The organism is Bacteroidia bacterium, assembly GCA_019695265.1.
GTDB lineage: Bacteria > Bacteroidota > Bacteroidia > JAIBAJ01 > JAIBAJ01 > JAIBAJ01.
In genome coordinates this window covers 1-12,863 of sequence record JAIBAJ010000106.1, presented here as the reverse complement: position 1 = coordinate 12,863, position 12,863 = coordinate 1, and the positions used below count along the sequence as shown (strand labels likewise).

The 12,863-nt window shown below is 42.5% G+C and carries 7 protein-coding genes and 2 pseudogenes; all 9 read right to left on the bottom strand.

The features are described 5' to 3' along the window. Positions 1 to 729 precede the first annotated feature (729 nt). On the bottom strand, positions 730 to 2,163 hold the full coding sequence (locus K1X82_12795; GenBank protein MBX7182983.1) for an aldehyde dehydrogenase: 1,434 nt from the start codon (positions 2,161 to 2,163) through the stop codon (positions 730 to 732). 12 nt (positions 2,164 to 2,175) lie between these two features. Then, a complete protein-coding gene (locus tag K1X82_12790; GenBank protein MBX7182982.1) occupies positions 2,176 to 2,643 on the bottom strand; it encodes a DUF962 domain-containing protein in 468 nt (155 codons plus the stop codon). Positions 2,644 to 2,668: 25 nt separating this feature from the next. After that, a complete protein-coding gene (locus K1X82_12785; protein MBX7182981.1) occupies positions 2,669 to 6,454 on the bottom strand; it encodes a PKD domain-containing protein in 3,786 nt (1,261 codons plus the stop codon). A 6-nt stretch (positions 6,455 to 6,460) separates the two neighbouring features. Further along, a complete protein-coding gene (locus K1X82_12780; protein MBX7182980.1) occupies positions 6,461 to 6,751 on the bottom strand; it encodes a T9SS type A sorting domain-containing protein in 291 nt (96 codons plus the stop codon). Between the two features lie 9 nt (positions 6,752 to 6,760). After that, a pseudogene (locus tag K1X82_12775) lies at positions 6,761 to 7,000 on the bottom strand (PKD domain-containing protein). Positions 7,001 to 7,231: 231 nt separating this feature from the next. Beyond that, positions 7,232 to 8,410 (bottom strand): annotated as a pseudogene (locus tag K1X82_12770) (PKD domain-containing protein). Between the two features lie 2,110 nt (positions 8,411 to 10,520). After that, positions 10,521 to 11,498, bottom strand: a complete 978-nt coding sequence (locus tag K1X82_12765) for a hypothetical protein (protein ID MBX7182979.1) — start codon at positions 11,496 to 11,498, stop codon at positions 10,521 to 10,523. Between the two features lie 11 nt (positions 11,499 to 11,509). Further along, positions 11,510 to 11,827, bottom strand: coding sequence for a T9SS type A sorting domain-containing protein (locus tag K1X82_12760; protein ID MBX7182978.1), 318 nt, complete (start codon positions 11,825 to 11,827; stop codon positions 11,510 to 11,512). Positions 11,828 to 12,280: 453 nt separating this feature from the next. Beyond that, entirely contained in the window at positions 12,281 to 12,766 is a 486-nt protein-coding gene (locus tag K1X82_12755; protein MBX7182977.1) for a T9SS type A sorting domain-containing protein, read from the bottom strand. Positions 12,767 to 12,863: the final 97 nt, after the last annotated feature.

The window sequence follows — 12,863 nt, the reverse complement described above, 5'->3', positions numbered from 1 at the left end:
CATTGCAAGTTTTTCAAGGGAACATCAATTCACAGCCGCGGCGCGCCCCGTGCTGAGCCAGGCCAACGCACGGCGTTCTAACAGGCTTTTGTGCAAGGGCTTATTCGGTTATAAAAATCATTGTTCCATTATTTAATCTTTCTTCAAAAAGAAAATTCAATTTATTTCAAATGCCTGAAATACAAAGACTTAAACTCTAGTTAGATGGAAATTGTCAATAGAAATTTTAAACTACGTTTCGAGAAAAGTGATAGGATGGTTTTCAAGTAATTTTTACCGAGAGAACATTATGTAATATCAATTTAAATATTAATTTTCTTTTGTAAAATAGTTATAACATAATGTATCCTCGGCATATTCCTAAATTGGTAAGAAAACCTAACTATCACTAGCTCGGGGTTAACCCGAATCTTCCCACATCCCATCGCACTTGTCATTTGTTCACTTCGTTTCAAATGACAATTTCGGGATAACATTGGTATTAAAAACTACTGTTGGAGGTTGCGCCTCGGGCAACGATAGAGGCAAGTAGCTCCAAGCCAACGCAGCGTTTAGCGGAGTGGGCTTGGACTACAGCCGATAGCGTGACCCGAAGCCCTTGCAGGTTGTTTGGGGCTAAAGAAAAATGGTGTAGGGCGAAGGGGGCCCGCATATCAGGAATTATAAAAAACAAACGTATGGATCCGACTGACTTTTACAGCGTACCCTAGCTAAGCCAAGGCCCTCATGCTACATTAACTTCCGGATGGCAAACTTGATGAAATTAATTTTACTTTCATCATAGGGTGCATAACGTTGTTTAACATCGCCTAAGAAAGAGCGTTTTAAAACCGGTTTGCGGTGTGAGAAAGTATCAAAACCAATTTTACCGTTATAAGCTCCCATACCGCTATTCCCGACACCTCCAAATGGCAAACCGCCATGACCGGCATGAACCAAAACATCATTTATTACCACTGCGCCGGAAGATGTTTCATTAATAATTCGCTCTTTAAATGATGAGTTAGTAGAAAAAATATACAATGCCAGCGGCTTACTTCCCGAATTAATTATGCGGATAACATCTTCGGGTTTTTCCCATTCCAAAATAGGCATAATTGGTCCGAAAATCTCTTCCTGCATCACTTTATCGGTCAGTTTTACATTGTTTAAAATAGTGGGTGCAATGTATTTTTCACTTTCATCCGTTTCGCCACCTAAAACAACATCCCCATCGATTAAATTCTTAACTCGTTGAAAATGTCGAGGAGAAATAATCCGACCAAAATCGTTGGACGACTTAGGGTTATCGCCAAAGAAGCCTTTCACGGTAGCTTTCATTTTTTCAACGAAAGCAGCTTTTATACTTTTGTGAACCAAGATATAATCCGGAGCGATGCAAATTTGTCCGGCATTGGTAAATTTACCCCAGGCAATACGCTTTACAGATACGTCTAAGTCGGTTTGGGCATCGACAATACATGGGCTTTTACCCCCAAGTTCCAGGGTTACCGGAGTTAAATGTTTGGCTGCCTTTTGGTAAATAATTCGTCCGATCTCCGTACCTCCGGTAAACATGATGTAATCAAAACGTTCTTCTAACAATTGTTGTGTTTCATCCGCACCACCTTCTACCACTACTAAATACTCCGGAGGAAATACTTCAGAAATAATCTTTTTGATCATGGCTGAAGTTGCAGGGGAAAGTTCGGAGGGTTTTAGAATGGCGGTATTTCCGGCAGAAATGCAACCCAAAACAGGACCCATCAGGTTTTTCAAAGGGTAATTCCAGGGAGAAATAATGAGACAAACCCCATAAGGTTCAGGATAAATCCAACTGGAGCCCGGTAAAAAAAACAAAGGAGTACCAACCTTTTCAGGCTTCATCCATTTTCCAACTTTCCGAATGGCATCTCTGGTTTCAGTGATGGTGATTCCAACTTCAGTTGCCCAAGCCTCCATTTGTGGTTTTCTCAAATCTTGCCACAATGCCTGCTCTAATTCCTTTTCATACTTTAGCAAAGCATTCAGCAGTTTTTCCAGCATTTGAACCCTAAATTCAACTGATTTGGTCTTCCCGGTATTAAAGAAATCGCGTTGTTTCTTAATCAGTTGAATAGCGTCAACTTGATTTTTCTTAACAGGAGCAACAGGTTCTACAGGAGCAGTTATTAATTCAGACATACGAGTTGTTTCTTAGTATTTTATTCCAAAACGTTTAAAAATATCGGCCATAATCCAAGCAGGGCCAATCATTAAAAACTGCAAATCTTTTAAGAAAGAAGGCTTTTTACCTTCTACATTATGACCATAAAATTGCCCGATCCAGGCGAGTACAAAAATGATCAAACACAATTGCCAAAGCGGCATAAACTGAGCCAATTCAATTTGGTAGCATAGAAAGGCACAGAAAAGCGAAAACAAACCCATACCGATGGCCAAAGGAATAGAAAGCAAAGCATAGTATACAAAAACCAAGGCTAGGGCTATTAAGGCCACATTAGCCTGAAAGCCGGCAGTTAGTTCCAACGGCAATTTAATACTCCATAAAAACCCTACCACAGTAAAAAAGATATGCGGAATACATATCCAATGAATGGTTTTATTGGTTTTGTTTTGGTGGCTCACTTGGTACTCATCAAGCCAGGTTTGCATAGTTTTCATTTTCTATATTGTATTTAAGGTTAAATTACTTCATTAAATTCACACTGCCCAAGGTTGAATAGGTTCTGCCGGTATACCATTCTACATAAACCTTGTAGGCATAAATTCCGGGAGGTACCGGGTCTCCGTTTCGATTGGTTCCATTCCAACCAAATTTGATAGACTTGGAACGGAATAAGGTTTGTCCCCAACGATCAAAGATCAGGAATTCATAATCCTTAATACCGCGACCTTCCGGAGAATAAATTTCATTTAAGCCATCTCCATCCGGTGTAAAGGAAGTTGGAATAAAAATGGTTTCTTGTTCAAACACCTTAATTTTAACCTCAGCGGTATCCTGACAACCCAATTCATTTTCAATAATTAGGGTAATGGTGTACTCTCCTGAATCGGGATAAATTGCAACCGGATTTCTTTCGCGGCTACTTCCGTCTCCATTGCCATAAAACCATTGCCATGAATTGTAATACCTGCTGGTGTTCACGAGTTGAATGGTAGTATCCGGCATCATCAACATGGTGGTATCCGCATAAAAGGATGCTTCCGGGTAAGGGATAGCATCAATGTAATCCTGAACCTTAACTGTATCGGTACAACCGAAAGTATTGGTTACCATTAACTCAACATCGTAGGTTCCAGGCTTATCGTAGCTTGTAATTGCATCCGGGGTGGTGCTTAGGATACTATCCGGATTTCCTCCTTCAAAAGTCCATAAATAGCTGGTAATGGTATTGATCGGGTTGGAAGAAGAAGCGTCAAAAACCACCGGCACCGTGGTACAAACCATGGTATCTGTTGTAGCAAAGCCGGCATTGGGCGAAGGATTTATGATGATGTAAGAGAACAAGGTAGTATCATCCTGACAACCATATTCATTGGTAACACTTAAGGTAATGTTATAAGTACCGGCATTCATATAAAGGTGTGGAGGATTTTGCAAAGTATTTACCACTCCATCTCCAAAATTCCAATCCCAAGCGGTAGCTCCTACCGATTGATCAAAGAACCTTACCTCCATGCTATCGCAAGCCACAGTTGGATTAGCTTTCAGGTTGGCATCCGGAAAAGGCCAAACCTGAATAATGTTAGGGTATTCGATGGTGTCGGAAAAGATGCCATTATCTGCTACCATTTTTACTGAAAAAACTCCCGGCAAATTGTAGGTATAGCTTGGATTGGCTGTTCCGGGGTTTAGGCCGGTTCCATCGCCAAAATCCCATTGAAAGTTAACCGGATTCCCGGCAGAGGAAGTATTAGTGAAATTGACTGTATTGGTACCACATTGAGGGTTTTGCTGGTAACTAAAATCTGCTACAACCACCGGAGGTAATACAATATCAACCAGCAAACTACAATCGGCTTCGCAACCAAATTTATCGATTAGGTGTACGCTGGCATTGTACAATCCGGTGCCACCATAAACATGGGTAGCTGCTGAATCATTGCTTGAACCACCGTCACCGAAAGTCCAAAAGAACTCATACGGACCTGTTCCTACAGTTATATTGGTTCCAAATGTGGTATTTCCGCCCAGGTAGGCTGCAGATACCGAACAGGTAAACTGAGGTATTGGATGCGCACTAATGGTAATGGGCAAAGAGGAAACCGGATTAGGTTGAGGACATTGGTAATTGCTGGTCATTTGACAAATGATCTGATCACCATCCACCAGTGTAGAACTGGTATAGGAATTTCCATTTCCAACACTTGCTCCATTCAATTGCCAATTAAAGGTCGGAGAACTTCCACCATTTACGGCAATTGCACCAAAAGTGACAGTTTCTTGTCCACATAAATTATTATTGGTGCTGGAGATATACACTTGTGGCTGTAATACAGGAACCACAACTACCACAAAGGTGTCGATTTTGGATTTACCGCAGCAAGCTGAAGTGGTTTGTAAAGTTACATAATAGGTTCCTTCATTAGGGAAGGTAGCATTAACAGTTTGCAGATTAGGTCCAACCTGGGAATCGGGAGTTGCTCCCCCACCGAAATGCCATTCATAACTTACTGCATTGTATGAACTGGTAAAGGAGGCATTGGTACCAGGACAAATGGTATCAGAGTTAGATTGAATAGTTGGCAGATAAGGTGTACCATCGTTTACGATATTAGCGAAATTGGTAAAGATATAGGGCACACCGTTTACCATTAAGGTTATGCTATGCAAACCCTGGTTGCTGTATTGGGTTGTTACGCTTTGTCCTTGAGCTGAAAGGGGAAGAGATCCTCCGTCGAAATACCAATTTACCAATCCGGTAGCATTGGTTGAGTAGGTAATATCACTCCAACTACAACCGGTATTAGCCAGGAAGATTTGAGGTTCCACAGCGGCATTCATATTGGTAATATTGGACGAAACTCCTGCCGGATCTTCGTAAATATCCTGACTTACTCCGGGAGCGCCATTTCCGCCTATACCACCATTTCCACCATCTCCTCCATCTCCACCGGGGCCACCTCTACCGATACTTCCCATAACTCCGCCACCATTTCCGCCTCGGCCACCATTTCCGCCATATCCTCCGGGAAAACCGCCAAATCCGCCGGTTCCGGGAGCTGAAGAAGCTACCATGCAATCGCTGATATTTCCATTGGCACCATTGTTATTGACATAAATACCAAAGGAACCACCGCCTCCGGTTCCACCGGTAGCACCTGATCCAAATCCACCGCCTTCGCCACCGCCTCCGCCGCCGCCTCCGGTGCCGCAGGGTGGCTGAATAATTGGATCCGTTCCACCATGTGCTCCGCCGCCGCCGCCGCCGCCGCCACCGCCGCCAACTTCTCCATCTGTTCCGTTTTGTCCATCACCGGGTTGAAAAAAACCTCCTGAAAATCCAGGTGTACCATTTCCACCATCTACCCCATCTCCGCCATCACAGCCATCGGTACCTGCAGTACCGTTGTTAACCGGGCCTGCGGTATTTATTCCAATTAATCCTAAATAAGCTGCACAAGGATCTGCTGAAGCCAATAAATTATCATTCCCTTCACCAAAGTTTCCACCTGTTCCGCCGCAGGTTCCTCCACCTGGCAGTCCGGGATTACCATCCGGAGCAATACCTTGAACATAGGTGATTACCGGAATTGGTATCCAACCTGAATTATCCCAACCAAATTGAATTTCATCTGGTGTTCCTTGAGCTCCTCCATCTCCTCCATTTCCGCCCGGGCCCCCTGTTCCGGAATTACCGCCAGGACCACCGCCATTTCCGGTTGGCTGACATTCGTGACCGGGTCCACCAGCTGCACCATCAATACCATCTGCACCATCAATACCCGGCAAACCATCAATACCATTGGATCCTTTTCCGGCAGTTATTTTACAACGAACAATGTTGTAATTGCTGCAACCACTCAGGTAAACTGCATAATTGCTTACCCCTGCACCCGGAGCGTCATCGGTTGTAATAGTTAAGTCTAATAGGGTAAAATTGCTTTGATTAACGGCTTGTAATCCAACTATTCTAGCCGGGGAAGGTACCGGGTTGGCATTGGTTCTACGAATGATTGTTGGTGAGTAGTTAGATTTAATCCAGGTAGAGGGGTCAAAACCTCCTTCAATGGTTACACCGGAAGGTATGTTGAGTTCGGTGGTTAAGGTATAGGTTCCGGCAGCTAACCTAAGCAAGGAGCCGGGTGTGGCTGTTGCCAGGGCATTGGTAAAACTTGTAGGTGCTGATTGGGTTCCTGCACCATTGCCGGTGGGCGATACATAATAAATATTGCACTGTTGGGCTACTGTCAAACTCGTTCCTGAAAAAATCAGAAGGAGTAGCCATAGCGTATGTTTTAATGCTTTCATAATGACTTAGTTTTTGTGAACCAACTTTTTATACCAACTGCCATTTTCCGAAACAACCTGCAAAAAGTAGGTTCCTTCGGGCAAGGAAGAAGGAATATGGAAAACAACCTGGTTTAAAGGTTTTAAAAATTCTTGAATTTCAACTTGTTTACCGGAAAGATCAAACAAACGAACCTTTAAGTTCTTAATGTTTGAAATTAAGCTAAGGTTAATGTCCGATTGAAAAGGATTAGGATAAACTCCTCTAACCCCGCTTTGTTCTTCTAAACCAACGGTTTTACAAACAAAATTATCCATAAACAAGGTATCGGTACAACCATTTTCGTTGGTTATAGCCAAAAAAACATTGTAGCAACCATTGTCCTGATAAATGTGAATTGGATTCTGTTCGGTGCTGGTTGTTCCATCGCCAAAATCCCAGAACCAACTCCAGGCGTTAAAGGAATTATCTGCAAAGAATACGGTATCACCTTCTTCGGTAATTTCGTTGGGATAAGCTTGTGCTTGTGCGGTAGGAGAAGGGAAAACAGTAACTTGGTTAGAGATGGTTTGGGTTAAACTACCTGTACCACCTAAGGCATCTAAGGAAACGGTATAATCGCCGGATGATTGGTAAACATGGACAGGATTGGTTAATACGGAGGTTTGTCCATCGCCAAATTGCCACAAATAATTAACTGCATTGGTGCTAAGGTTGGTAAATTGAACAGCAAAAGGAGCGCAGCCTTGGAGCTTATTGGCTGTAAAATTGGCGGCAAGCTCTTGCAATATGGTAACCACAGTTGAACAAGCCCCAACGCAACCATTTACATCGGTTACCACGACATTGACTGAATAGCTTCCTTTGTCGGTGTACATGTGTTGAACAGTATCACCAAAACCGGTAAAGTTGTCGCCAAAATCCCAGTTGTATTCAAATGGAGCGACACCGCCGGAGCTAACACTGCCGAAAAAGTAGGTAGGCTCATTGGCTACCAAGCTATCGGCGCTGCAACTTACGACTGGTGCAGAAATAATAGTTACCGTGATAGAATTGGAGGTAGCGGTTTGTCCGAGGGAGCAAAATTCAGTAGAGGTAACAATACAATCAACTGTGCTACCACTGGTTAGAGTTGAGGAAGAGAATGTGGGGCCTGTTGCGGTATTGCTTCCATTCACCCTCCACTGGTAGCTGGGGTTTTGTCCGGCATTTTGGGCAGCCGCAGAGAAGGTAATAAAGGCACCCTGGCAAACGGTATCACCATTGTCTTGCTCACTGGAGCTGATGGAAATACCAACCGGCAAAATGGTATCCACCCGAATGTAGAAAGAATCAGGGAAACTGGTTCCACAGCAAGCCGATTCGGTAGTGAGGGTTAACAGGTAATTTCCGCTGTATGGGAACGTAATGGTATTGTTTTGACCGGGGTTGGCAGGGAAGGTATCGATCAGGTTATTGTTTTCGTCGAAAAGTTGCCAATTATAGGCAGTACCTGTAATGGAGCTGGCATAGGAACCGGAGCTACCTGCACAAACGATAGAGTCGGTGGAGTTGATAGCCGGCATAATCACATTGGCAGCCTGGTTATTGTGGATATTAACAAATTCCGTAAAGGTGTAAGCGGCTCCATTTACCACCATGGTAAAGGTTTTTCGTCCGGTGGTTGTAAAATTAACTTCCACATTTTGTCCAACCGCATACAAGGGTAAGGTACCATTTCCAAAATACCATTCAATTGTTCCAGCCGTGGTGGACGTAAATGTTACAGGAGAATTGGTGCAGCCTTTGGAATCGACAATAGCGGCAGGTTGTTGCAGGCTGTTGATGTTCATGAGAGTTGGCTCGGTGCTTCCCGGGGACAGGTAAAGGTCATAACTTAGTCCATCGCTACCTTTACCACCTTTACCGCCATTTCCGCCGTTTCCGCCATTTCCACCATTTCCGCCATAACCTGCGTTACAGGACATTTGGTACATGGCACCATCTCCACCGTCGCCTCCATTGCCGCCGATACCGCCATTTCCACCTAGTCCGCCTAAACCCGGGCTACCTGGAGTAAAAACACAGTCTTTGATAATTGCACCGGCTCCGTTGCCGTCGAGGTAAACAGCGAAAGATCCACCTCCACCTTGACCACCTTGGCCTCCTTCGCCGCCTTGTCCACCTTCACCGCCGCCGCCGCCGCCATTTCCGCAGCCATTTTTATCGGGGATTAAATTAAAAATCGGATCATAGGGAACATTTCCGATTCCTCCGCCGCCGCCACCTCCGCCGCCGCCTGCACCGTTGGTTCCGGTAACGCCGTTTGTTCCGGTACCCGGTACAAAAAATCCACCGGCAAAAAGGTATTGACCCGGTAATCCGTCCATGCCTTGAATACCGTCGCAACCTTGTCCCCCATCGGAACCGGCATTATTTTCGGTAGAAAAGCATTGATCTAGCAAGGCTGTAATGTTAAAGGTTCCGGAAATAGGCATTCCGGCATTTCCTGCATAACCCGGACAGGTACCAAGTCCGGGGCTACCCGGATTGCCGGGAAAGGCTTCCCCATCGGCAGGGAATTCCCAGGTTCCGCGTTGAGCCCCATCGCCGCCATCGCCGCCGGGGTTGCTGCCCGGAAAAGAACCAGCCCCACCGGGACCACCGGCACGTGGAGCATCGTTGTCTTCATTATCAAAACTACCTTCACCTGGTAATCCGGGAGCACCGGAAATACCGGTTGGACCATTGTTACCGTTGTTGCCATTGGCGGCGTTTCCGGCAATTACTTTGCAACGAACCAATTGGTAATTGGAGCAGCTACTCATGTAAATACCATAAGTGCTTGCCCCATTTACAAAGGCACCGGATGTTTGAATAGTTACATCCTGAACCCTGAAATTAGAAATGGCCAGGCAATAAACTGCCACCAAACGCTCCGGATTCGGATCAGGATTTAGGTTGTCGCGGTAGATTTTGGAAGTATAGGAATTGGATTTTGCCCAATTGTTAGCCGCATCAAATCCCCCTTCTAACTCCACATTCGAAGGCAAGTAAAGGGGATTGGAGATATTGTAAGTTCCTTTGGACAAATACACCTTTTTGTTGGTAGAACTCACCAGTGAAAGTCCATACAACAAAGAGGCAGGATTAGCTTTGGTGCCGGCTGATCCGCTTGATGCACCGTTAGGGGTAACGTAAATTACATTACACTCCTGAGCATAGGCAAACCAGCTAAACAACGTACACAATGCTAGGGCTAATACTTTCCTCATGAATTTAGTTTGTAAATATCTTCTCTTTAGACAAGCGCGCAAGATACAAAAAATTTTGTTTGTCCATTCAAAACTGTTACATTTTAGGTCCTAGCCGGATTTTCTTGGCTAAAAGTGACTAAGAGGTGGAGGAAGAAAAAAAGTAAAAATAAGGGACTGATTTATAAATAATACACCTGCCAATTAACCACTATTTAAGGTTTATAAACTATAACATATACAATAAATAAATTATTAATTATACACTTAATTATGTATAATACCACTATTTTTTGATGCTTATTATCTTATATATATTTTATTTTATGCATCTTAATTTAATTTAAATTGATCAAATACATATTTTTAAAAGGACATTCCAATTACAAAGACGGAATGCATTTTCTTTTAATACCAATTTTAATTTATAAAAGCCTTCGGACTATTTATAAATTTATACCGAGAGAAAAAATAATATGATTCCAGTTCGCTTAGGCCTCCTGGAATCATTTATTTTTATCCTCGGCATTTTCAACATTGGTAAATGCTGAGTATACAGAATGTTAGGCCAATTTTCTCAATAAAAATTAATACCTAAAATTGGACTAAACATAATGTACATTCGGTATAAATATTTTGGGGGTTCCCCTGCGGGTCGGGCTTTACGTTCCAATCTTTTTGCTCGTACCTCGACAAAAAGGATTTCCACTGCAATCCCTAACCCGGGTGCTTTCTAAGTATAGTGGTGGTAAAACTGGGCGTTGGTGCGTTCTATGGCTATTGTCAAAAAAAATTGTTTTACAAATTTGCCCATAAAGTTGTACTAACTTAAACTTTACAAACAGTCTTCCAATCATTCCCCTCCAACCCAAATCTTACCCCTTTTTAAAATTTGTTCACCCGACTTAAGTGAATACAAATAAATTCCTTCTGGGAGCCTAAGCGGAATGCTGTTATTACCTTTTGGTAGGGTATAGCTGCCCACTTGTTTCCCATCATAAGAATACAGAAAAAGTTCGGTTTCTCTATTTTGGAAAAGAAGACCTTGCAAATGCAGGTTGCCGCCTTGGCAAGTTAGTTTTATGCGCTCCATCTGCTCTTCTTCAATGCCAATGGGGTGGTAGGAGGTGTCTTCAACGACTGAAACGTTGTCGATGTAGTAGTAGGCACAATTCCAATAATTATTGCTTATGTCCCCTCCTGTAACAAGTATTGTTTCTGTTTCTGAGTCATTGTCAAAATTTGTAATCGCTAAGTGAGTTTCGCCTCCGCTAGCTATAAATGAACCGATTACATTTATCCATTTGCGATCTCCTTGCAGGAAATTGTTACCCGTATAAAAAACCTGAGGGCTAAGCTCAGTATAATATTCATCTGATGCACTTAAAAGTTTGTTGACTGAAAAGTATAGGCCAATATTTTTAGTTGCATAACGGAATGAGTCTGGCTTCATCACCCAAAAGGAGCAATTATATTTATGGTTCACTTTCAATGAGTCCAACAATTTTGTTCCAACTACCTCTCTACCTAAGAATACAGGAACCCACACTGCAATTCCTATGTATGCAACTCCATCTTTCCCCTCAGCCCCTCCACCTAAAGCTGAGTATATATTTCCTAGCCCGTTGCCACAATTATTAAAGTAATCTGGACTCTGCCATAAATTATACCAAATGGCTGCATTGAATGTGTCATGTGGGGCTTGGTTAAAATATACTGGACAATTTATAAAATCTTCAAATGATGGGTTTGGTACAAGATTTTCCTGTGCTTTTGAAATTTTGCATAAGCATAGTAAAATAGGTATTAGAATATTTTTGAACTTGTTCAAATTGAAATTTTTTATTCGGTAAAACTAACTTTCCAAAAGTTTCTTAATTGGCCATTTACCTTCAAACTAACAAAATAGATGCCTTTGGGAAAAATCGACAATGAAATAGCCATTTTTCCATTACCTGAAATATTGGATTCACCTAAAAATTGTTGACCTATGGCATTATAAAATTCCAACATCCCGCTTTCGCCCTTTACAAGATTGTATTCAATAAACACTTCATTTGAGGTCGGGTTTGGATATAACCTATTGAAATTAATTAAAGGTTGTGTTAAAGTTTGGGTTTGTTCCTCTAAACGCATACTGGTGGTATCCATTTCGTACATCTCACACTCATTTCTATATACAACTCCCGCCGAATCATTGAGTGCGGCCAAACCCCCGCGCTCGCCCTCGTTTGCAACGAGGTCGGTTGAGAAATTGGTCTCTGACCGATATTATTATCAATCATGCTTGGATTTTTGTAATTTTTACTTTTCCATTTCCATCATTATAATCCACGGCACAGCTATATAGATATTCATGCTGCTACTACACAATCATTTGTCTTGCATCAATACAATGAATTACTATGAAAGGTAGAAAATATACCAATTCCTGATCAGCTATTCTATATTTATCGCCACTCAAAATTAAGTTTAGTTAATACTCAAATGTAGGAATAAAACAATTGCAAAAAATTGTTTTATTGGAGTAAAAAACTCCTTTCTCGACCGCCCTCGTTACAAACATGGGCGAGCGGAGAAATAAAATCCTCCAGCTAAGAAACAAAATGAACATTATTCCACCACCATCTTCTGGCTTTGCTTCTTCCAGCCATCTGTAAGCATGGTAATATAATAAATTCCTTTGGGGTATTGGGAGGTATTTATTTCCCAGTAGTTCTTTTGGGATTTACATGGTTGGGTAGCAAGGGTTTTCCCTTCGTTGTTGGTAATTGTAATGGTTGATGTTTTTCCTGATGGATTAAAATAAGGAACCAACACCCTGCCGCTGTTTGGGTTAGGTTGTGGAGGCCAAAGCCAGGCCGTTTTTTCAATTAATGGCCGGTTTACTGACAGGGTGGTATCGGGTGGGCTGTACCAACGGGCAAGTCCAGGGTGGGGCGAGTCATCCAAAGTGGAAATATTTCCTGCAATAACAAGCTCATCATTATAAACCTGTAGGTCGAGAATATAACCTTTAAAGCCCATAATAGGGCTCCACTCCTGTCCGTTCCATTTCATTAGGGTGGTTGTAAATTCCGATGAAATTGACCACTTCATTCCGGCGCAAATTGACCACTGATTTTGCTGGCGAAAAAAAATGGATCATGGTGTAAAAGGTCGTTATACAAAAGTAATAATTTTTAGGTTTTAAAAT

Bases quoted from the DNA above. Each gene is read 5' to 3' on its own strand.
- K1X82_12785 (MBX7182981.1), bottom strand. From the start codon at position 6,454: ATGAAAGCATTAAAACATACGCTATGGCTACTCCTTCTGATTTTTTCA.
- K1X82_12795 (MBX7182983.1), bottom strand. From the start codon at position 2,163: ATGTCTGAATTAATAACTGCTCCTGTAGAACCTGTTGCTCCTGTTAAG.
- K1X82_12790 (MBX7182982.1), bottom strand. From the start codon at position 2,643: ATGAAAACTATGCAAACCTGGCTTGATGAGTACCAAGTGAGCCACCAA.
- K1X82_12760 (MBX7182978.1), bottom strand. From the start codon at position 11,827: ATGTACGAAATGGATACCACCAGTATGCGTTTAGAGGAACAAACCCAA.
- K1X82_12755 (MBX7182977.1), bottom strand. From the start codon at position 12,766: ATGAAGTGGTCAATTTCATCGGAATTTACAACCACCCTAATGAAATGG.
- K1X82_12780 (MBX7182980.1), bottom strand. From the start codon at position 6,751: ATGGATAATTTTGTTTGTAAAACCGTTGGTTTAGAAGAACAAAGCGGG.